The sequence below is a fragment of the Bacillus sp. GMa5/1 genome, from assembly GCF_050172015.1.
Lineage (GTDB): Bacteria > Bacillota > Bacilli > Bacillales > Bacillaceae_G > Bacillus_A > Bacillus_A cereus.
Genome location: NZ_JBNLYC010000026.1, coordinates 16,162 through 36,793, shown reverse-complemented (window position 1 = coordinate 36,793; position 20,632 = coordinate 16,162). Strand labels below are relative to the sequence as shown.

Sequence of the window (20,632 nt, the reverse complement as noted above, 5' to 3'; positions counted from 1 at the left end):
TTCAATTGTTGTTTGGAAGATACTGAGGTGATTTAACTGGAGTACAAATCTATTAAACCGAAAAAAATTTACGAAGAAGTATCTGAAGCTATTTTAACAATGATTAAAAATGGTACGTTAAAACCTGGTGACAAACTACTTCCTGTGCATCAATTAGCTGAGCAGTTTCAAGTTGGCAGATCTGCTGTTCGTGAAGCGCTAAGTGCGCTAAGAGCGATGGGCTTAATTGAGATGAAACAAGGAGAAGGTACATATGTGAAGAACTTCGATTCTTCTTCATTAACGAAATCATTAAACAATAGATTATTAATGAAGAAAGAAGATATTTTGAATTTATTAGAAGTACGAAAGGTGCTTGAAGTGGGGGCAGTTCGAGTAGCGGCGGCAAAACGTACGGAAGATAATTTACAAAATATGAAACATTGGTTAGATGAAATGGCAAAGAGCATTGGAGATGAAAAGGCTGGCGAAAAAGCCGATTTTCAATTTCATATGGGAATTGCAGAGTCTTCGCATAATAACATTTTGCTTGAACTCATGAATCATGTTTCAGAGATGATTGCTGAAACGATTGGTGAATCAAGACGCATTATTTTATATGGTGAACAAACGACATCAGAACGACTTATAGAAGAGCATCAAGTTATATATGATGCGGTGTTAAAACAAGATGTAGAATTAGCGCAGCAAGCAATGCTAGATCACTTAACAAATGTAGAAAATATTGTCACAGGTAAAAACGATATAAATTCGTAATTTAATCTTTTAAAAATTTAATTTTCTGATAAAATAGAGAAAGATTAAGTAAGCGTTTTCTTTAGAAGAGGGAGAGGATAGGCCATGGTTGAGCCTATTTCTTCTCTGCTAAGTCATCTGATGACCATATGTTTGTTGGTGAAGTTGTAAAAAGGGGGAGTAATAGTTATGAAAGTTACTTTATTTGTTACTTGTTTAGTCGATATGTTTGAAACAAATGTCGGCAAAGCAACGGTTGAAGTGTTGGAGCGTTTAGGTTGTGAAATTGAATTTCCAGAAGCGCAAGTTTGTTGTGGTCAGCCTGCTTATAATAGCGGCCATGTAGAAGCAGCAAAAGAAGCAATGAAACATATGATTGAAACTTTCGAAGATGCAGAATATATTGTTACGCCATCTGGTTCTTGTGCGACAATGTTTCATGAGTATCCACATGTTTTCAAAGATGATCCAAAGTGGGCTAAACGTGCACAAAAAGTTGCTGATAAAACTTATGAATTTACACAGTTTATTGTGGATGTTTTAAAGGTTACTGATGTTGGTGCAAGTTTACCAGGGGTCGCTACTATTCATAAATCATGTCATATGACACGTATGCTTGGAATAAAAGAAGCACCAGGAATTTTATTATCAAATGTAAAAGGATTAACTGTGAGAGATTTGCCAAACGTGCAAAATTGTTGCGGGTTTGGGGGAACGTTTTCAGTTAAGATGACTCCAATTTCTGAGCAAATGGTAGACGAAAAAGTAGATAGTGTAATGGAAACAGGTGCAGATTATTTAATTGGTGCAGATTGTGGGTGTTTGTTAAACATTGGCGGACGTATTGAGCGTTTAGGAAAAGAAGTAAAAGTAATGCATATTGCTGAGGTACTGAATAGTCGCTCATGAAGGGGGAACATAAGCTATGTCTATGAAAATCAGTGAGAAAAAATTTAATGATCGCGTTGGTGATGGAATTCAAGATTCGTTTATGCGCGGAGCAGTATCTTCTGCACAAACGCGTTTATATACGAATCGCTTAAAAGCCGCAGATGAACTAGGAAACTGGGAAGAGTGGCGTGAACTAGGTGAACAAATTCGTCAACATACGTTAGAAAATCTTGATTATTACTTAATGCAGTTAAGTGAAAATGTATCAAAAAGAGGCGGACACGTGTACTTTGCGAAAACGAAAGAGGAAGCAGCAAAGTATATTCAAGACGTTGCAAAAAAGAAGCAGGCAAAAAAGGTAGTAAAATCAAAGTCGATGGTAACAGAAGAAATTAGTATGAACCATGCGCTTGAAGAGATTGGCTGTGAAGTGTTAGAGAGTGACTTAGGAGAGTATATCTTGCAAGTAGATAACGATCCACCTTCACATATTATTGCACCTGCACTTCATAAAAATAGAACGCAAATTCGCGACGTATTTAAAGAAAAGCTAGGCTATGAAAATTCTGATGACCCGTATGAAATGACAAAGTTTGTTCGTAAACAACTTCGTGAGAAATTTATGGATGCAGAAATTGGTGTAACTGGTTGTAACTTTGCTGTTGCAAATACTGGCTCTCTTTGTTTAGTAACGAATGAAGGTAATGCAGATCTTGTTATGTCAATTCCTAAAACACAAATAGCGGTAATGGGTATGGAACGTATGGTTCCGACAATGGAAGAATTAGATGTTTTAGTTGGTTTACTATGTCGTAGTGCAGTAGGTCAAAAATTAACAAGTTATGTAACAGTAGCGGGGCCAATTCAAGAAGAGGAAGTTGATGGACCTGAAGAATTTCATTTAGTTGTTGTTGATAATGGTCGCTCTCAAATTCTTGGATCTGAATTCCGTTCAGTATTACAATGTATTCGTTGCGCTGCTTGTGTTAATGTATGTCCTGTATATCGTCACGTTGGTGGACATTCATATGGATCGATTTACTCAGGACCAATCGGTGCGGTATTAACACCGCTTCTAGGTGGATATGATGATTACAAAGAGCTTCCTTATGCATCTAGTTTATGCGGAGCATGTACAGAAGCTTGTCCAGTAAAAATTCCATTGCATGAGTTATTATTAAAACATCGTCAAGTCATCGTTGAGCAAGAAGGTCGTGCACCACTTGCAGAAAAACTGGCTATGAAAATGTTTAGTATGGGTGCTTCTTCAGCTGCTTTATATAAAATGGGTTCAAAAATGGCACCAGCGGCAATGAGTCCATTTACATCTGGTAATCGTGTATCAAAAGGTGTTGGACCACTTAAAAACTGGACGGATATTCGTGAATTTCCAGCTCCAAGTAAAGAACGATTCCGTGATTGGTATAAAGATCATAAGAAAGGCGGGGATAAATAATGACAGGATTAATTCAAAACCGTGATGCCTTTCTAGATAACATTGCAAAAGAACTTGGGCGCGCGCGTAAAACAGAAGGTGTAGAGCGTCCAGTATGGAAAAGTAATGTGAATATAGAAACGTTAAAAGATTATTCACAAGAAGAATTACTAGAAGTGTTTAAAGAGCAATGTACAAACATTCATACAACTGTAGTAGAAACGACAAACGACCGTTTAGGTGAAGACCTTCAAAAAGTAATCATGGAAAACGGCGGGGGACCTATTTTATTATCAGCAGATGCGCGTTTTGATGCATATGGTTTAACATCTTTATTTAAAGAAGAACTTCCAAAACGAGATGTTGAAGTAAATGTATGGGATCCAGAGAGAAAAGACGAAAATATGCGTTTAGCTGAAAAAGCGAATATTGGTATTGCATTTAGTGATTATACATTAGCTGAATCTGGTACAATTGTTGTACAAAGTCATAAAGGTCAAGGGCGTTCTTTACACTTTTTACCGACTGTATATTTTGCTATTATTCCACGTGAAACACTTGTGCCTCGTATTACACAAGCAGTTCAGGATATGAACTCACGCGTAGAAAATGGGGAGACAGCGGCATCTTGTATTAACTTTATTACAGGGCCAAGTAACTCGGCTGACATCGAGATGAATCTTGTTGTCGGAGTACATGGACCATTAAAAGCAGTTTATTTCATCGTATAAAAGAGGGGAAAGCAGGCCTGGAAATGGCCTGCTTTTTAGTAGAATAAAGGATAATATGAAGTAGAAGTTCTCTCCTTTTTTTGCTATGTTTTTTTGGAAAGGAGAGGAAGGGATGTTCACTTATTTATATGCACTGTTAGCAGGGATGGTGTTTGGTTCTTTTTTTATGCTAGTTGCGATGAGGGTTCCATTAGGTGCTTCTATTATTACCCCGCGTTCACATTGTGATTATTGCAAATATGTGCTAAGGACAAAAGAACTAATCCCCATCATTTCATTTTATATACAAAGAGGCTGTTGTACGAATTGTAAGAGGAAAATTCCAATTATGTATGTAGCATTTGAATGTATAACAGGAGGTATATTTCTTCTTACAGTGTATATGATTGGAATAGAACGAGAGCTTATTATTATTTTATCCCTTTTTTCGCTACTTCTTATTATTTCAGTTACAGATTACTTATATATGTTAATTCCTGATTGTATTTTAATTTCGTTTGCCTTTTTACTCATTCTCGAAAGTGTTTTTGTACAATTAGTTACTTGGACAGATAGTATAGCTGGTAGTGGTGTTATATTTATTTTGTTATATTGCATGCAAAAGATATATCCAGAAGGGCTTGGCGGAGGAGATATAAAACTACTTTCGTTACTTGGATTTATAGTAGGAGTGAAAGGAGTTTTTATCGTTTTATTTTTAGCATCTTGTTTTAGTCTTTGTTTTTTCGGGATTGGTATCGGATTAAAACGTATAGAAGTACGAAAGCCAATTCCATTTGGTCCTTTTATTAGTCTCGGGGCAATATGTTATGTATTGGCCGCATATTCAAATTAGAGAGGGAATCGAAAATGAACGTATATATGGATGATCAAAGAAGTTGCCCGTTCGGGTATGTGCCCGCAACTACAGTAGAATGTGCTTTGCAAATGGTTCGGGATTATGATGTGAATATTCTTTCTCTTGATTTTAATATGGGATGGGGAGCGAAAAATGGACTAGATTTTGTAGAAGCTTTTTGTACAGAGGGGTTATATGTAAATGAAATTCACTTTCATACGAATGATGTCATCGGTATGCACAAGATGAAACAGAGAATGGATAAGGGAAAGGAAGAAGGAGAAATTACTCCTCACCTTGTTATTAAATACGTGGGAAGCTAAAAACTCCAAAGTAAAACTTTGGAGTTTTTAATGTTTCATATGGGCTTGTAAAGGAATAATCTCTTCTTGTTGAGCTGTTGCGATTTCAGTTTCTTCCTGTTGAACTTCAGGCGTTTTCTTTGTTAAGTAGTGGTATACCATACCGACAAATACTGATCCGCCAATAATGTTACCAATTGTAACAGGAATTAAGTTATGAATAGCACCTGAAAAAGAAATTGTCTCAGGATGCGGTGAAACTAAAGATAAAGCAAAGAGTGATAAGTTTGCAATACTATGTTCGTAACCAGATAAGAAGAATGTGAAAACAAGTAGCATCATGACCATTATTTTTGCTGTGTCACCTTTAACCTGAGAAGGTAAGAAGCAAGCAAGACATACGAGCCAGTTACATAAAATGGCTTTAAAGAATAACTGCATCGTAGGTGTATTCATCTTTCCTTCAACGACTTTACTCATTAAGTGACCGTGATCAATTGCTTCAAAAATTCCAGTTGCGTAAAATAGTAAGGCAAAGAATAATGCGCCGGCTAAGTTACCTGCATAACAAGCAACCCAGTTACGAAGTGTATCAGAAATCGTTGTTTCTTTTCTTAAAGTTGCGACAGTAAAGTACATTGTGTTCCCAGTAAACAATTCAGCACCGCCATATATAATAAGTACGAGAGCAATCCCGAAAAACATAGAAGCGGCTAAATAAGTTGCTGGTGAATCTGCAATGTGAAAAAAGTTACCTAATTTAAAACATAGTACAATAATAAAACCGATATAAATACCAGCAAGTGCAGCACGAATGAAATATTGCATTGGGTTTGTATCTAGTATTTTCTTTTTGCTTTTAGCCAGTTTGACAACATAATCTAGTCCTTGTTCTAGCATGAGTAATACGCTCCTTTAGTAAATCTTCTATAAATACTCCTTATATGAATAAAGTACATGGAATTGTTCTTACTTTCAATAAGTTTGTGCAATGTTTCACAAAAAGGACATACATACATTGAGAAAACGTTTACAAAAGGTAGTATAATGGAATTTTTTCTGGACATTGCGAGGAAGAAAGGAAAAAGAAAAAGCGCTGTAATTACAGCGCTTTTTCGTCTAAATTCTTTTCCACTTTTACTTCTACTTCTTTTGAGAAGAACCAACCACCAACTGCGATTCCGACTAATACAATCCAGAATGTAAGCTTCCACGGAGTGGATTCTGGGAATGAATGTGGAATTACATTTAATGCAGGATGTGCTAATGTATAAACTGCTAGCTTCACACCAACCCAACCTACAATTAAGAATGCTGCAGTTTCAAGCCCTGGTTTACGTTTTAAGATTTGTACGAAAGCAGTTGCTGCAAATCGCATAATGATTAATCCGATAAGTCCACCTACAAAGATAACAACGAATTGCCCAGTATCAAGACTACCAATTGTACCTAGTCCTGTTTTTGGTAAAGTCATTGCTAGTGCAACAGCAGCTAAAATTGAATCAACTGCGAAGGCGATATCAGCAACCTCAACTTTAAATACAGTCCACCAAAAGTTCTCTTGTTTTTTCTTTGCTTCTTTTTCTTCTGTTTCTTCATCTGTATTCTTTTTAACATATGTTTTAAATAAGTGATTACCAGCGATAAACATAAGGTAGATGGCACCGATTGCTTGCACTTGCCATACATCGACTAAGAACGAAATCATAAATAACGATCCAAATCGGAAAACGAATGCCCCCGCTAATCCGTAAAATAGTGCTTTCTTTCGTTTTTCTTCTGGTAAATGTTTTACCATAATTGCAAGAACAAGAGCGTTATCAGCCGCTAAAATCCCTTCAAGTGCAATTAGGATGAGTAATACCCAACCATACTCCAATAATAATGATACATCCATGTACATTCTCCTCTCATCTCTATAACTTCTAAATAAGTGAAGAATTTCCCCACTATTTAGTTTCCCCATACTCCTGCCTATTAACTTTGGAAGAATCTGGAAATGAATGCAAAAAAGACCTCTGCCGTTAATAGGCAAAGGTCTTGCTAGACATATGTAATAAAAATGCCAACAAAGCCGGAAGAACTAAGTTCTACGTAATGACGACTTTGTTTCCAAGATATATTCTTGGACGCTACTCCCCTTTGGAGATATGTTATTGTATTCTCATTATATGGATAATTTATACGGTTGTCAACCTGTTAAAATATCTTCATTCGGATACTTTATTTTTCGGTTCTTTTTACGAGCAAATGAAAATGCCAATGTTAAAGGACCCATTTTCCCAAAAAACATCATAAAAATAATAATCGCTTTTCCAATTATAGTTAAGTGGGGTGTTAAGTTCATACTGAGGCCAACAGTCCCAAATGCTGAAAATACTTCGAAAGCACTCATCAATAGAGGAACTCGTTCAGTAATACTCAAAATTAAAATAGCAAAAAAGATAAATGAAATAGAAATAATAGTAATGGTTAATGATTTGACAATGAGAGTATCTTTAATGGATTTTTTAAATACGACAATATCTTCTTGTTCTTGTAAAAATTTAAATACACCAAAAAATATGATTAAAAATGTTGTTAACTTAATCCCCCCACCCGTTGAAGCACTACCAGCACCAATAAACATAAGTAGCATCATTAATAGCAGGGAAGGTTTTGACAATGTAGAAATATCAACTGTATTAAACCCGGCAGTTCGCGTTGAAATTGCTTGGAAATAAGAGGCCATTCCTTCTTCAAATGGGGTAAAACCTCTCATAGAAAGAGAGTTATGGAACTCGAATATAAAAATAAAAAGGGTAGCAATAATGTTGATGATTAGAGTAGAAGAGAGCATAAGTTTTGAATGTAGTGTAAGGTTTTTAAAGTTTTTCTTTCTTTTTATGTCTACGATCACTGTAAAACCAATTCCACCTAAAATGATGAGAGAGGAAATGACGAAATTGACAATAATACTATGAGAATGGGACATTAAATTATCGCTCCACACAGAAAAACCAGCATTGTTAAAGGCTGAGATTGAATGGAAAAAACTATAATAGATCCCTTTGGTAACCCCGTATTTTGGTACCCACTCAAAAGAAAGAATTAAAGTAGCGATACATTCGACTGTAAAAGAGAATAAAAATAATGCTTTGGCAAGACGGATAACGCCGCCTATATTTGTTTGATTTAATGCTTGTTGCAGTAAAATCCGATTTTGAAGACCGATTTTTCTTCCGAGCATAATCGCAATTAAGACAGCAAAGCTCATAATACCAAGCCCGCCAACTTGTATAAGCGTTAAAATGATACATTGTCCAAACAAAGTAAATACTTTTCCAGTGTCCACAACACCAAGCCCTGTAACCGTACAAGCAGAAACTGTTGTAAATAAAGCATCGAGCCATGAAATAGACGTTGTTGTAGCAATTGGAAGCTTTAATAAGCATGTACCTATAATTGATAACATGATAAAAGACAAAGTAAGAACGCGGGGAGGACTCATACGAATGTTAATCCGTTTCATGTTATATATCGTTCCTTTCTGTTTGCTCTTACTAGTATGTGAAAAAGTCCGATTATGTATGTGAAAAATAGAAAGAGGCAGAGAATATCTGCCTCTAAGCCATATGTTATATTATTATCCGCGTAATTGTTGTTGAGCTAAAGAAACAAGACGTTTTGTTACTTCACCGCCAACTGATCCGTTAGAACGAGATGCTGTATTAGACCCTAAGCTTACGCCGAATTCTTGTGCAATTTCATATTTAAATTGATCAAGTGCTTGTTCAGCACCTGGAACTAGTAATTTGTTTGTTTTTGCCATGATGATACACATCCTTATGAGTAATCCAGTCCAGATAAGTACTTATCTGAATTGGTACTGTTATTTTATGTGGAACCGGCGTGCTCATACGCGGAAGTAATCGGTGTGATTAGAAGTTATTGGATAGAAAAAAGAGTAGCAAATTTGCTACTCTTTTTTTAGTATTGTCGCTGTACCTTCCACGACAATATCATCCGATTGATTATATATATTTGTTTGCAACGTAATGATTTTTTTATCGTCACGCTTCTTAATAACCTCTGCCACAACGCGAAGTGTATCACCGATTTTGACAGGGGCACGGAATGAAACATTTTGGGATAAATAAATTGTATTTTTGCCTGGGAGTTTCGTTCCAAGGATGGTAGAAATAAAACTCGAAACGAGCATACCATGGGCAATACGTTCTTTAAACATTGTCGTTTTCGCAAAAGAATCTAAAATGTGAATAGGATTCACATCTCCAGTCAATTTTGCAAAATTGATAACATCTTCATCTGTAATTGTTTTTGTAAGGGATGCTTGATCACCGACTTGAATCTCATCATAGCGAAGCTCCGGAACAGTTTGTGCTTCTTGAAATGGATTCATTTTGTCCTCCTTCTTTTCCATATCGAAAAATGTTAGCCATCTTGATGTAGTAGGAGGAAGAAAGAGTTTTGTTTGTGCTGCGGTTAGCTCCCACATTTTTCTTACTTGATGGAAGTAAATAGATTTTTTGAGTTTTCCTCGAACTTTTTTGCGAGTTCCAACTGTTTTGACTTGAACTCTTCCAAAAAACCCTCTAACTGTTTTTGAGCCTCTTCACGTTGTAATTGTTGTTGTTCAATAAATTGTTTTGTTGTTTCTTCAAATTGACCGCTTGTTTGTGTAAGAATTGACAAAGATGTTTTTGTAGGAGAAACAGTAAGTTGATGCATATGAGCAGAAAGTTCCTTCCATTTGTCCTGCCACTCGTTAATTTGATCATTTAAGGAGTTTCCAGTTAATTGTTTCACGTAATCTGTATATTGGTTGTTGAACTGAGCAGTGAGTTGTTGTAGTTCTTTTTCTAGTTCATCTACTCCTGATGTTAATTTATGCAAAGCGTCTTGTTGTTGTTTTAATGTTTCTAAAGTAAGCTGCTCTAATTGTTTCCCAGCTGAAGAGAAAAGGGAAAGTGATTGAGACCAGTTTTTCCAAAATGCATCGACTAATTCGTATGGTTTAGTTTCCATTGTTTGACCCCCAAATGTTTTTTTGCATATTGTGAACGCAGATTACTCTGCTGTACCACCAGGTGAAGATGAAGAATCCTTTTCATCCTTTTCTGGAGAAGTAGAAAATGGAAAGAATGCATTGGTGTATAACGTGAAAAACGTTCGCAACATATTTTGATAATGTTCAAAAGAAGTCGCACATGTTGTTAAATATTGCTCTCCATATTCAGTTAAAGAATAAATTCTTTTTGCCGGCCCTCCATCGCTTGTATCCCAAGTAGAAGAAATAAGGTTTTCTTTTTCTAATTTGCGTAGTGTTCTATAAACATTACCTTGGTCAACAGAAGAAAAGCCGATATCCATTAGCATTTGAATAAGTTTGTAACCATGAAGACTCCAGTCTTTTAGACAGAGAAGTAAGAAGGGAACTAAGAAGTTTTTTGGCATGGAGTTTGGTTGCTTCGCTTGGTTGCTCTCCAAACTTTCGCGTTGTTCTGGTTCATTTTGTAGCATGATTGTGCATCACCTCATGAATCAGTTAGATGGAATTTTTTGCTTATAAGTGCAATTTACACCTATCTGTTTTTAAAGTCAACACATTTGTTAGAAAATAGAAAAAAATAAAATATAGACTTGAAGTTTTATTCAGAATATTAGAAAATAGTGAATAGGTTGAATTGTTTCAAAAACGAAAAAGGGAGTGTAGGTAAAGTGATTGATCAAAAATTCGATCCACTACAAGCATGGAAAAATGCTTATGAACAAACCGAAACATTTTGGGGAAAAGCGCTCAATGAAACAATTAAAACAGAAGAATATTCTGCTTGGATGGGCAGCGTTCTAGATTTGAATTTGTTTTATCAAAAAGCATTAAATGATACGACAAAAAACTATTTAGAACAAGTAAATGTGCCGACGAAAGAGGATATCGCAAGAGTAGCTACGCTAGTTATTAACTTAGAAAATAAAGTAGATAACATTGAGGAGTTTCTAGAGGAGAAAGTCGATTCTTTAGGACAAGCTCCTACATTAAAGCGTGATGTGACGAAAGTGAAACAAGATATTCGTACGCTTGAAACAAAAGTAGATCAAATTTTAGAATTGCTAGAAAAGCAAAATGCAGTACTAGCTAAACTACAAGTACCTGTAAAAGAAGAGGTAAAGCCTGCGAATAAGCCAGAAAATAAAAAATGATAAAAGCGCTTGTTTATAACAGATAAAAGAGAGAGGGAGAATCTCTTTTCACGTATAAACAGCGAAACATAATTATATATGGACTCTATAGTATGAGTACCAAAATGATTCATAACAATCGTTCACAAATTCATTTAAGGGGGAAAAGAAATGGTTCAATTAAATGGAAAAGTAGCAATCGTAACAGGTGGAGCAAAAGGAATTGGAAAAGCAATTACAGTAGCATTAGCACAAGAGGGAGCAAAAGTAGTTATTAACTATAATAGCAGTAAAGAAGCAGCTGAAAATTTAGTGAATGAATTAGGAAAAGACGGACATGATGTTTATGCAGTGCAAGCGGATGTTTCTAAAGTAGAAGATGCAAACCGACTTGTAGAAGAAGCTGTGAATCATTTTGGTAAAGTTGATATTCTTGTTAATAATGCTGGTATTACAAGAGATCGTACATTCAAAAAGTTAAATCGTGAAGATTGGGAGCGCGTAATTGACGTGAATTTAAGTAGCGTATTTAATACGACAAGCGCTGTTCTTCCATACATAACAGAAGCGGAAGAAGGAAGAATTATTAGCATTTCTTCTATTATTGGTCAAGCAGGTGGATTTGGCCAAACAAACTACTCAGCAGCAAAAGCAGGTATGTTAGGATTTACAAAATCATTAGCGTTAGAACTTGCAAAAACAAATGTCACTGTAAACGCTATTTGCCCAGGATTTATTGATACTGAAATGGTAGCAGAAGTACCAGAAGAAGTACGTCAAAAAATCGTTGCAAAAATCCCGAAAAAACGTTTTGGTCAAGCCGATGAAATTGCAAAAGGTGTAGTATACCTATGCCGTGACGGTGCGTATATCACAGGTCAACAATTAAACATTAACGGCGGATTATATATGTAATGAAGTAAGAAAAAAGTGCATATCCATAGCAGGAATGCACTTCTTTTTTTAAGAAGGAAATCGACCAAAAAGGAGATAAAAAAATGACTACATTCGCAACAGAATGGGAAAAGCAATTAGAGCTATACCCAGAAGAGTACCGAAAAGCATACCGCCGAGTGAAAAGGGCGAGTGAAATTTTATTACGTGAACCAGAGCCGCAAGTAGGGTTAACGCCGAAAGAGGTTATTTGGACGAAGAATAAGACGAAGCTTTATCGCTACATTCCAAAACAAGAAAAAACACAAAGAGTTCCAATTCTGTTAATATATGCTCTTATTAATAAACCATATATTATGGATTTAACTCCTGGAAATAGTTTAGTGGAATATCTAGTGGATCGTGGTTTTGATGTGTATATGCTTGATTGGGGCACATTTGGTTTAGAAGATAGTCATTTGAAATTTGATGATTTTGTGTTTGATTATATTGCAAAAGCAGTAAAAAAAGTAATGCGAACTGCAAAATCGGACGAGATTTCTTTACTTGGTTATTGCATGGGTGGAACGCTAACTTCTATTTATGCAGCACTTCATCCGCACATGCCAATTCGTAATTTAATTTTCATGACAAGTCCTTTTGATTTCTCTGAAACAGGATTGTATGGCCCTTTATTAGATGAGAAATACTTCAATTTAGATAAAGCGGTTGATACATTTGGAAATATTCCGCCAGAAATGATTGATTTCGGAAACAAAATGTTAAAGCCAATTACGAACTTTGTTGGTCCATATGTTGCTTTAGTAGATCGTTCAGAGAATGAGCGCTTCGTCGAAAGCTGGAGATTGGTTCAAAAGTGGGTTGGTGATGGTATTCCGTTCCCAGGTGAATCATACAGACAGTGGATTCGTGATTTTTATCAAAATAATAAGTTGGTTAAGGGTGAACTCGTTATTCGCGGACAAAAGGTAGACCTTGCAAATATTAAGGCGAATGTCTTAAATATTTCCGGGAAACGTGATCATATCGCTTTGCCATGTCAAGTAGAAGCATTACTAGACCATATTTCTAGCACAGATAAACAATATGTATGTTTACCAACAGGGCATATGTCTATCGTTTACGGTGGAACAGCTGTAAAACAAACATATCCGACGATTGGAAATTGGCTTGAAGAGCGTTCTAATTAAAAATAAAAAAATCCAACTAGCTTATGTTAGTTGGATTTTTTTGTGAAAAATAACAAAACATAGAAAGGAGAAATTTATATTTTAGGAGTATAATTATGAAACTTATGATGGGTAAGTTGTTTTGGAATACAGGAGTTTCTGTACCTTGTTATCCACTGTTAGAAAATGATATGATATGTGATGTGCTCGTAGTTGGAAGCGGCGAAGCCGGTGCTCATATAGCGCATTCGTTAGCGAAAATTGGCATGAGTGTTACACTTATTGAAAAAAGAGCAATTGCGTGTGGTAGCACAGCTGCTAATACAGGTTTACTACAATTTCTTCATGATAAATCGTTAACCTCTCTTATCCATACATTTGGTAAAGAAAAAGGGGTACGAGCATATAAGCTTTGTTATGAAGCGCTAAGAACAATGGAAGAGGTTATACCGACTCTTGATATTAATCCCCATTTTATTCCGCGAAATAGTTTATATTATGCAAGTAAAAGTGAGGATGTCTCATTTTTACAAGAGGAATATAATACGTTACAGAATTATGGATTTCCAGTTGAATATTTTACAGAAGCTGATATTAAGAAACGTTATTCTTTTGCAAAACAAGCAGCGTTATATACGCAAGGTGATGCTGAGGTGAATCCGTATTTACTAGCGTATAGTTTTTTGCATAAAGCAAACCAAATGGGAGCTAATATATATGAACATACAGAGGCAATACATATAAAAAAACGCAAAAATGATTTAATTTGTTACACGAAAACAGGAAATCAAATTGTAGCAAAGAATATTATTATGGCGACAGGTTATGAGGCGCTTTTTGGAAAGAAAGAAAAAAATACAACAGTAGACACCTCTTATGCAATTGTAACAAATGAAATAGATCAATTTGAAGGCTGGCATGAGCGATCGTTAATTTGGGAAACGGCACGGCCCTACTTATATTTTCGAACGTATCGAAACCGCATTATTGTAGGCGGATTAGATGAAGCGCTACAAATTCAAACAATTGGTGATACGAAATTATTGCATAAGCGTGATATCCTTATTAATATTGTAAAAGAGATGTTCCCGCAGTATAAAAATATACAGGCAGACTACTATTGGGCAGCCGCATTTGGTGGTACTCATGATGGTCTCCCCATTTTAAAAGAAGACGAAAAGATACATAATTTGTTTTATGCATTGCCGTATGGAGGTAATGGAACTGTATATGGAATGGTCTTTGCCAAATTATTTGAGCAGTTATTTACAAATAAAGAAAGTAAAGATTTTTCTTTATTTAATCGATAGAAAAAAGGTAGCGAAGTGATGGAATGAGAGATATAAAAAAGTTTTTACAAAAATTACGTCCTGTACAACTCATCGTTTTGTTTTATTTATTAGCGGTAGTTGTATCGGTGATATTGCTTAGTTTACCGTTTGTTACGAAGCCTGGTGTGAAATGGACATTTATAGATGCGCTTTTTACATCGGTTAGTGCGGTAAGTGTTACGGGACTGTCTGTTATTACGATTTCAGATACGTTTACTACAGCAGGAATTATTGTTTTAGCTCTTATTTTACAATTAGGCGGCTTAGGAATTATGGCGCTTGGGACATTTGTTTGGATCATTACGGGGAAAAAGATTGGTTTGCAAAGAAGAAGATTAATTATGGCAGACCATAATCAAGGAAATTTATCGGGTCTCGTAGAATTGATGCGTTCTATTTTAATTGTAATTATTTCAATAGAACTTATTGGAGCAATCTTATTGGGGACAAGATTTTTACTTTACTTTCCGACTTGGCAAGAAGCTTATTTTCACGGTTTCTTTGCAGCTGTTAGTGCGACTACGAACGGCGGATTTGATTTAACAGGACAATCATTAATTCCGTATAAAAAAGATTATATTGTTCAAATGATTCATATGTTACTAATTATTTTAGGAGCGATTGGTTTCCCTGTGCTAATGGAAGTGAAACAATTCCTTAGTAAAAGGAGACAACAATTATTCCGTTTTTCATTATTTACAAAATTGACGACAACAACATTTTTTGCACTCGTTGTTGTTGGTACAATTATGATTTTTTTACTGGAGAGAAATCATTTTTTAGTAGGAAAGTCATGGCATGAAACTGTATTTTATACATTATTCCAATCTGTGACGACGCGAAGTGGTGGACTTGCAACAATGGATATACGTGAATTATCACAACCGACGCTTTTATTTATGAGTATATTAATGTTTATAGGGGCATCTCCAAGTTCGGTTGGGGGCGGAATACGTACAACTACATTTGCTGTTAGTATATTGTCACTATACACCTTTGCAAGGGGCGGTAGAACAGTTAGAGTCTTCAAACGTCAGCTACATGAAGAGGATGTACTGAAAGCATCTGTCGTTATGACGATGGGGATTTTGTTATGTGCTACTGCGCTATTCATTTTATCTATTACGGAAAATGTACCGCTTATGAGCTTAATTGTTGAAGTTTGTTCTGCTTTCGGAACGACGGGACTATCAACAGGTGTCACGCCTGATTTAACAACTGTTGGGAAACTTGTACTTATTGTGCTTATGTTTATCGGACGCGTTGGTATTTTAACATTTATTTTAGCTAGTGGTGGAAGGGAACAACCACCTCGCTATAAATACCCGAAAGAGCGGATTATTATTGGATAGTATGAAACCATTCTACCTACGTTAGGTAGAATGGTTTTTTAGTCGTTAATTCCAAATTGTGGATGCATGAAAGCTTCATCTTTATTATCCGCTTCGTTTTTTAGCAACTCTTGATTTTCTTCTGAAATCCACCCAATATCATTTGTAGGATGGATCCACTCATCGCCAGCCATAATGGCAGGATCTACTTCATCACTCCAATTGTTAAGCGGACTGTTCTCGGAATTATATTTACTGTCTCCAATTACAACATTATATTGATTCACAAAAGGTTGTTGCATCGTTTTTCCTGTTCCTTTAAAAGATGGAAAATTCATTTGATGCGGGAGCGTTTCGTCTAAAATGGGTGATTGAATCTTTTCTTTTTTCTTCAAAATTATCGCTCCTTTTTATAATGATTTCTTCATATGTAGTATTTCCATCTAACGCCTCTTATGTACTTGTTAACACTTGCCAGTAATAATTATTTTAAGTTGTTTCAAACTAGAGTAGAAAGTGATTTCTTGAGAGCAGGTGAATGTATTGGTAAAAAGAAAAGTGAAACAAAATGCGGCAATCAATAATAATAAAACTCCGAAAGAAAGCTTACCAGATGCAGAATTTGCATTAGAGTATGAAGGAGAAAATAGCGCAAAGTATGCGAATCGTAATTCAAAAAAAGGGAAACAAAAATGAGGCGTTTTTTACAAACGCCTCATTTTTTTGTGGGATTATAAAGGTTTTTTTAATTATTTGTAAATTTAGTGTTTTCTATGAGCAGAAAAATGCGAAAAAACATAGAAGTAGCAACGTATTACACAAAAACAAACAACAAACAAAAGATTAATGTTGGTTTAATACTGCTTTTACACTAGTTGTTTATATTTGAGTTGTACATAAGATTTGTAAAAGGAGAGAGAAACAGTGAAAAAAACAATCTTTAAAGCTGTAGCGACTGGAATGGTATTTTCGTTATTAATGGGGTGTGGTGCAAAGAAGGAAGAAAGTGCTGGAGCGAAAGTGAAAGATGACAAATTATCTGGATCATTAACTGTTTACACAGCAATTGAAGAAGAGCTTGTACCAATTTATCTTGATTCCTTTAAAAAGAAATATCCTGATGTGAAATTGAACATTGTACGTGATTCAACAGGAGTTATTACTGCGAAATTGCTAGCTGAAGGGAAAAATACACAAGCAGATGTTGTATGGGGAACTGCGGCATCAAGTCTATTAGCTTTAGATAAAAAAGATATGTTAAAAGGATACTCTCCAAAAGGAGCAGATCGTGTTCTTCCACAATTTAAAGATGATAAGCAACCTGAAAAATGGGTAGGAAATACTGCATTTATGACGGGGATTGCTGTAAATAAAGAAGAGTTAAAGAAGAAAAATTTACCGATGCCAGAATCATATGAAGATTTAACGAAACCAGAGTATAAAGGAACACTTGTTATGCCACATCCAGCATCATCTGGAACAGGATTTTTAACAGTTTCTGCATGGCTACAAATCATGGGTGAAGATAAAGGCTGGGATTACATGAAGAAACTTCATGATAATATGGCAAGTTATACGCATTCAGGATCAAAACCAGCGAAATTAGCAGGAGCGGGTGAATATCCAGTTGGCGTATCAATGGTTTATAGTGCTTTGAAAGAGAAACAAAAAGGTGCACCAGTTGAAGTTGTATTGCCGAAAGAAGGATTAGGTTGGGAAGTAGAAGCGAACGCACTTATTAAAAAAGATAATGCAAAAAATGAAAAATTAGCGCAAGCATTTTTAGATTGGGCGATTACTGATGATGTAATGAAGTTATACTTCGAGAAAAATGGATTTGCGACAATTAAAAATGATTATAAACTTCCAGATGGATTCCCTAAAGATGTAACACAAAAGTTATACAAAAAGAATGACTTTAAGTGGGCAGCAGAAAATCGTGACAAAATTTTAGAAAAATGGGAAAAAGAGTTTGGACAAAAAGCAGAACCGAAAAAGTAAGTGAGTGGGAGAGAGAAAAAATGAGCGAATATTTATCAATTCAACACATTCAAAAACAGTTTGATGCATTTACAGCGTTAAAAGATATTTCTTTTACTGTGAACAAAAATGAGTTTGTATGTTTATTAGGCCCAAGTGGTTGTGGGAAAACGACATTGCTTCGAATTTTAGCAGGTCTAGAAGAGGCAACAACAGGTAGTATAGCTGTGAATGGAAAAGATATTACAGCATTACCTCCTGGAAAGAGAAACTTCGGAATGGTGTTTCAATCGTATGCATTATTTCCGAATTTAACAGCACTTGAAAATATTGAATACGGCTTAAAGACAAAAAAATATGGAAAAGCAGAAGTAAAAGAGAAAGCGCTAGAGGCGTTAAAACTTGTAGATTTACTGAATGTAAAAGATAAATATCCTGCTCAAATGTCTGGTGGACAACAGCAGCGAGTGGCACTTGCACGTGCGCTCGCTCTGTCTCCAGATATTTTGTTACTTGATGAGCCGTTATCTGCTTTAGATGCGAAAGTACGTGAAAAGTTACGTAGAGAAATGCGTGATTTGCAAGAGAAAGTAGGAGTAACAACTATTATGGTCACGCATGATCAAGAAGAGGCATTAACGATGGCTGATAAAATTGTTGTAATGAATCATGCGGAAATTATGCAGATTGGAACATCAGAGGAGATTTATCAAAGACCAGCCAATCCGTTTGTGGCAGATTTTATTGGTTCTATTAATTTCTTTTCGAAAAATAACGAAGAGCATGCAATTCGTCCTGAACATGTAACAATTGTACAAAAGGACGGTATTAAAACAGTTGTGGAAAGTATGGAGTTTCGTGGATCTGTATATCGGACGGAAGTGCGAGTCGTAGAAGAAAACACACACCTTTATAATGAGAAAATTGTAGTGGATATATTAGCATCAGAAGTAGAAGTAGCTGATATTAGAAAAGGAAAGCCGATTCAAATCTCTTTCTCAGAAAATCATATGTTGTCATATGGAAAGAAGGTCATTGTATAGATGGAGATGTTAGAAAACTACAAGGTAGAAAGTGCGAAAAAAAAGATTAAGAGAAGTATAGGGAAAGAGGAATGGATCCAAAGGCTTGTAATTATCGGTATGATTCTTTCCTTCCTTATCATACTTGTATTACCACTATTACAACTATTTACACAAGCTTTTTATAATAAAGATGGAGTTTTCATTGGTTTAGCGAATTTCAGTAAATATTTCACAACACCGACTTTAGTTCAGTCTTTACAAAATACGGTATGGATTTCGGGCGCAACAACAATTATTTCAGTTTCAATTGCATTCGTTTACGCATATGCAATTGCCCGTACGAATGTTTTTGGAAAGCGTGTATTTCAGTATGTAGCGTTATTACCATTGTTTGCACCAACGATGATGCATGGTATAGCACTTACATATTTATTTGGTAATCAAGGGCTAGTAACGAAAGGAATGTTTGGGTTATTTGAAGGTATACAAATCCCTTTATATGGACCAGTAGGAATTGTAATAGCTGAAGTTATGTATACATTTCCGCAAGCCTTTCTCATATTACTAATTGCCTTTCAAGGATCCGATTATCGTTTATATGAAGCTTCTAATATGCTAGGGGCGAGTAAAACAAAACAATTTTTCACGGTTACTTTACCTAGTGTAAAGTACGGATTAATTAGTGCAATGTTTGTTGTGTTTACACTTAGTTTCACTGATTTTGGGGCACCAAAAATTGTTGGTGGACAATATAATGTGCTTGCTACTGACGTATACAAACAAGTAATTGGACAGCAAAATATGTCGATGGGTGCAACAGTTGGAATGATTTTATTAATCCCAGCTATATTCGCATTTGCAGTTGATCGTATTACGCAAAGAAAGCAGGCGAATTTCTTATCTTCAAAAGCAGTACCATACAGAATAATAGCTAATAAGAAAAGAGATGTCATCTCATTCATATACTGTAGTGTGATTACATTTATGATCATTCTGTTATTTGTGGCAGTTGGTATTGCTGCAAGTGTGAAAGTATGGCCATATAATATGAGTTTTACATTTGAGCATTTTAATTTTTCGAGTTTAACAGGAGATGGACTTGAAGCATTTAAAAATAGCGTAATTGTTTCAGCAGTTACAGCAGTTATTGGGGCGATTTTAACATTTGTATTTGCATATGCAATTGAGAAAATAGACCAGCTACAATTCTTCCGAAAAACAGGTTACTTTTTCTCTATCGTTCCTTTAGCCATACCAGGTTTAGTACTTGGATTAGGATATGTCTTTTTCTTTAGTCAACCAACGATTCAAATTTTGGGACTATCAGTAACGAACCCGTTTCATTCTTTATACGGAACAATCGCTGTGTTAGTACTAGTAAATATCATTCATTTTTATTCTGTAACATTTGTCACGGCAACGACTGCTTTAAAGAAATTAGATCGAGAGTTTGAGCTTGTTTCGCAGTCGATGGGTATTCCGTTTTATAAAACATTCTTTAGAGTAACGGTACCAATGTGTTTACCAGCAATTTTAGAAATGGTAATGTACTACTTCGTAAATTCAATGGTAACTGTATCGGCAGTTGTATTCCTATATGCAGCTGATTTTAAACTAGCTGCCGTATCAATCGTAAATATGGATGATGCAGGAAATGTGGCGCCAGCAGCTGCAATGAGTGTGCTTATTGTTGTTACAAATATTGTAGTAAGAGTTGTATATGAATGGGGAACGAAAGCACTTCGTAACCGAACTTCACAATGGCAAAAAAGATAAGTAAGAAAGGT

The 20,632-nt window shown here is 35.5% G+C and carries 23 protein-coding genes and 1 riboswitch; of the genes, 15 read left to right on the top strand and 8 right to left on the bottom strand.

The window, feature by feature from the left end; genetic code table 11:
- Positions 1-66 precede the first annotated feature (66 nt).
- From ACQGSG_RS09355 to ACQGSG_RS09330, 6 genes are all read left to right on the top strand, one after another.
- Positions 67-756: a FadR/GntR family transcriptional regulator gene (locus ACQGSG_RS09355; protein ID WP_426947251.1), complete on the top strand. Its 690-nt coding sequence runs from the start codon at positions 67-69 to the stop codon at positions 754-756.
- 168 nt (positions 757-924) lie between these two features.
- Positions 925-1,644, top strand: coding sequence for a (Fe-S)-binding protein (locus ACQGSG_RS09350; protein ID WP_000869150.1), 720 nt, complete (start codon positions 925-927; stop codon positions 1,642-1,644).
- A gap of 16 nt (positions 1,645-1,660) precedes the next feature.
- Positions 1,661-3,082, top strand: coding sequence for a LutB/LldF family L-lactate oxidation iron-sulfur protein (locus ACQGSG_RS09345; protein ID WP_325843010.1), 1,422 nt, complete (start codon positions 1,661-1,663; stop codon positions 3,080-3,082).
- A complete protein-coding gene (locus ACQGSG_RS09340) occupies positions 3,082-3,792 on the top strand; it encodes a LutC/YkgG family protein (RefSeq protein ID WP_000147183.1) in 711 nt (236 codons plus the stop codon). Before ACQGSG_RS09345 ends, ACQGSG_RS09340 begins: the two co-directional genes overlap by 1 nt.
- A 112-nt stretch (positions 3,793-3,904) precedes the next feature.
- Entirely contained in the window at positions 3,905-4,627 is a 723-nt protein-coding gene (locus tag ACQGSG_RS09335; RefSeq protein WP_000495716.1) for a prepilin peptidase, read from the top strand.
- A gap of 14 nt (positions 4,628-4,641) precedes the next feature.
- Entirely contained in the window at positions 4,642-4,953 is a 312-nt protein-coding gene (locus tag ACQGSG_RS09330) for a cyclic-phosphate processing receiver domain-containing protein (RefSeq protein ID WP_001103760.1), read from the top strand.
- Between the two features lie 27 nt (positions 4,954-4,980).
- On the opposite strand, the gene ACQGSG_RS09325 is transcribed toward ACQGSG_RS09330, so the two are convergent.
- From ACQGSG_RS09325 to phaQ, 7 genes are all read right to left on the bottom strand, one after another.
- Entirely contained in the window at positions 4,981-5,832 is an 852-nt protein-coding gene (locus tag ACQGSG_RS09325) for a formate/nitrite transporter family protein (RefSeq protein WP_000893027.1), read from the bottom strand.
- A 202-nt stretch (positions 5,833-6,034) separates the two neighbouring features.
- Positions 6,035-6,829: a TerC family protein gene (locus tag ACQGSG_RS09320; protein WP_000383326.1), complete on the bottom strand. Its 795-nt coding sequence runs from the start codon at positions 6,827-6,829 to the stop codon at positions 6,035-6,037.
- An 82-nt stretch (positions 6,830-6,911) separates the two neighbouring features.
- Positions 6,912-7,085, bottom strand: a riboswitch (yybP-ykoY riboswitch).
- A 38-nt stretch (positions 7,086-7,123) separates the two neighbouring features.
- A complete protein-coding gene (locus tag ACQGSG_RS09315; RefSeq protein ID WP_000822329.1) occupies positions 7,124-8,443 on the bottom strand; it encodes a TrkH family potassium uptake protein in 1,320 nt (439 codons plus the stop codon).
- A 114-nt stretch (positions 8,444-8,557) separates the two neighbouring features.
- Positions 8,558-8,743, bottom strand: a complete 186-nt coding sequence (locus tag ACQGSG_RS09310) for an alpha/beta-type small acid-soluble spore protein (RefSeq protein WP_001140707.1) — start codon at positions 8,741-8,743, stop codon at positions 8,558-8,560.
- A gap of 147 nt (positions 8,744-8,890) precedes the next feature.
- The gene (locus tag ACQGSG_RS09305) at positions 8,891-9,334 is read right to left on the bottom strand and encodes a MaoC family dehydratase (protein ID WP_001067916.1); all 444 of its coding nucleotides are present in this window, start codon (positions 9,332-9,334) and stop codon (positions 8,891-8,893) included.
- A 101-nt stretch (positions 9,335-9,435) separates the two neighbouring features.
- On the bottom strand, positions 9,436-9,960 hold the full coding sequence (gene phaP / locus ACQGSG_RS09300) for a polyhydroxyalkanoic acid inclusion protein PhaP (RefSeq protein WP_000448594.1): 525 nt from the start codon (positions 9,958-9,960) through the stop codon (positions 9,436-9,438).
- Between the two features lie 42 nt (positions 9,961-10,002).
- Positions 10,003-10,455 (bottom strand): poly-beta-hydroxybutyrate-responsive repressor, encoded by a 453-nt coding sequence (gene phaQ / locus ACQGSG_RS09295; protein ID WP_000939955.1) that lies wholly within the window; start codon positions 10,453-10,455, stop codon positions 10,003-10,005.
- Positions 10,456-10,653: 198 nt separating this feature from the next.
- On the opposite strand from phaQ, the gene phaR reads away from it, so the two are divergent.
- From phaR to ACQGSG_RS09270, 5 genes are all read left to right on the top strand, one after another.
- A complete protein-coding gene (gene phaR / locus ACQGSG_RS09290; protein WP_000566942.1) occupies positions 10,654-11,136 on the top strand; it encodes a polyhydroxyalkanoic acid synthase subunit PhaR in 483 nt (160 codons plus the stop codon).
- A 150-nt stretch (positions 11,137-11,286) separates the two neighbouring features.
- Entirely contained in the window at positions 11,287-12,030 is a 744-nt protein-coding gene (locus ACQGSG_RS09285) for an acetoacetyl-CoA reductase (protein ID WP_000250407.1), read from the top strand.
- 83 nt (positions 12,031-12,113) lie between these two features.
- Positions 12,114-13,199: a class III poly(R)-hydroxyalkanoic acid synthase subunit PhaC gene (gene phaC / locus ACQGSG_RS09280; protein WP_000206336.1), complete on the top strand. Its 1,086-nt coding sequence runs from the start codon at positions 12,114-12,116 to the stop codon at positions 13,197-13,199.
- A 95-nt stretch (positions 13,200-13,294) separates the two neighbouring features.
- Complete coding sequence (locus ACQGSG_RS09275) at positions 13,295-14,488, top strand: NAD(P)/FAD-dependent oxidoreductase (RefSeq protein ID WP_000772518.1); 1,194 nt, start codon at positions 13,295-13,297, stop codon at positions 14,486-14,488.
- Positions 14,489-14,511: 23 nt separating this feature from the next.
- Entirely contained in the window at positions 14,512-15,861 is a 1,350-nt protein-coding gene (locus tag ACQGSG_RS09270; protein ID WP_001204707.1) for a TrkH family potassium uptake protein, read from the top strand.
- 38 nt (positions 15,862-15,899) lie between these two features.
- Here ACQGSG_RS09270 and ACQGSG_RS09265 read toward each other — a convergent pair whose 3' ends face one another.
- Entirely contained in the window at positions 15,900-16,235 is a 336-nt protein-coding gene (locus ACQGSG_RS09265) for a DUF3905 domain-containing protein (RefSeq protein WP_000726027.1), read from the bottom strand.
- A 148-nt stretch (positions 16,236-16,383) separates the two neighbouring features.
- On the opposite strand from ACQGSG_RS09265, the gene ACQGSG_RS09260 reads away from it, so the two are divergent.
- The 4 genes from ACQGSG_RS09260 to ACQGSG_RS09245 all read left to right on the top strand — a co-directional run bounded on the left by ACQGSG_RS09260 (position 16,384) and on the right by ACQGSG_RS09245 (position 20,621).
- On the top strand, positions 16,384-16,536 hold the full coding sequence (locus ACQGSG_RS09260) for a hypothetical protein (protein WP_000240799.1): 153 nt from the start codon (positions 16,384-16,386) through the stop codon (positions 16,534-16,536).
- A gap of 228 nt (positions 16,537-16,764) precedes the next feature.
- Complete coding sequence (locus ACQGSG_RS09255) at positions 16,765-17,841, top strand: putative 2-aminoethylphosphonate ABC transporter substrate-binding protein (protein WP_325843009.1); 1,077 nt, start codon at positions 16,765-16,767, stop codon at positions 17,839-17,841.
- 20 nt (positions 17,842-17,861) lie between these two features.
- Complete coding sequence (locus ACQGSG_RS09250; protein ID WP_214631992.1) at positions 17,862-18,863, top strand: ABC transporter ATP-binding protein; 1,002 nt, start codon at positions 17,862-17,864, stop codon at positions 18,861-18,863.
- Complete coding sequence (locus ACQGSG_RS09245) at positions 18,864-20,621, top strand: putative 2-aminoethylphosphonate ABC transporter permease subunit (protein WP_000425514.1); 1,758 nt, start codon at positions 18,864-18,866, stop codon at positions 20,619-20,621.
- Positions 20,622-20,632 lie beyond the last annotated feature (11 nt).

Excerpts from the sequence above, each read along its gene's own strand:
- ACQGSG_RS09350 (WP_000869150.1), top strand. The coding sequence starts at position 925 with ATGAAAGTTACTTTATTTGTTACTTGTTTAGTCGATATGTTTGAAACA.
- ACQGSG_RS09345 (WP_325843010.1), top strand. The coding sequence starts at position 1,661 with ATGTCTATGAAAATCAGTGAGAAAAAATTTAATGATCGCGTTGGTGAT.
- ACQGSG_RS09340 (WP_000147183.1), top strand. The coding sequence starts at position 3,082 with ATGACAGGATTAATTCAAAACCGTGATGCCTTTCTAGATAACATTGCA.
- ACQGSG_RS09335 (WP_000495716.1), top strand. The coding sequence starts at position 3,905 with ATGTTCACTTATTTATATGCACTGTTAGCAGGGATGGTGTTTGGTTCT.
- ACQGSG_RS09330 (WP_001103760.1), top strand. The coding sequence starts at position 4,642 with ATGAACGTATATATGGATGATCAAAGAAGTTGCCCGTTCGGGTATGTG.
- ACQGSG_RS09325 (WP_000893027.1), bottom strand. The coding sequence starts at position 5,832 with ATGCTAGAACAAGGACTAGATTATGTTGTCAAACTGGCTAAAAGCAAA.
- ACQGSG_RS09320 (WP_000383326.1), bottom strand. The coding sequence starts at position 6,829 with ATGGATGTATCATTATTATTGGAGTATGGTTGGGTATTACTCATCCTA.
- ACQGSG_RS09315 (WP_000822329.1), bottom strand. The coding sequence starts at position 8,443 with ATGAAACGGATTAACATTCGTATGAGTCCTCCCCGCGTTCTTACTTTG.
- ACQGSG_RS09310 (WP_001140707.1), bottom strand. The coding sequence starts at position 8,743 with ATGGCAAAAACAAACAAATTACTAGTTCCAGGTGCTGAACAAGCACTT.
- ACQGSG_RS09305 (WP_001067916.1), bottom strand. The coding sequence starts at position 9,334 with ATGAATCCATTTCAAGAAGCACAAACTGTTCCGGAGCTTCGCTATGAT.
- phaP (WP_000448594.1), bottom strand. The coding sequence starts at position 9,960 with ATGGAAACTAAACCATACGAATTAGTCGATGCATTTTGGAAAAACTGG.
- phaQ (WP_000939955.1), bottom strand. The coding sequence starts at position 10,455 with ATGCTACAAAATGAACCAGAACAACGCGAAAGTTTGGAGAGCAACCAA.
- ACQGSG_RS09285 (WP_000250407.1), top strand. The coding sequence starts at position 11,287 with ATGGTTCAATTAAATGGAAAAGTAGCAATCGTAACAGGTGGAGCAAAA.
- phaC (WP_000206336.1), top strand. The coding sequence starts at position 12,114 with ATGACTACATTCGCAACAGAATGGGAAAAGCAATTAGAGCTATACCCA.
- ACQGSG_RS09275 (WP_000772518.1), top strand. The coding sequence starts at position 13,295 with ATGAAACTTATGATGGGTAAGTTGTTTTGGAATACAGGAGTTTCTGTA.
- ACQGSG_RS09270 (WP_001204707.1), top strand. The coding sequence starts at position 14,512 with ATGAGAGATATAAAAAAGTTTTTACAAAAATTACGTCCTGTACAACTC.
- ACQGSG_RS09250 (WP_214631992.1), top strand. The coding sequence starts at position 17,862 with ATGAGCGAATATTTATCAATTCAACACATTCAAAAACAGTTTGATGCA.
- ACQGSG_RS09245 (WP_000425514.1), top strand. The coding sequence starts at position 18,864 with ATGGAGATGTTAGAAAACTACAAGGTAGAAAGTGCGAAAAAAAAGATT.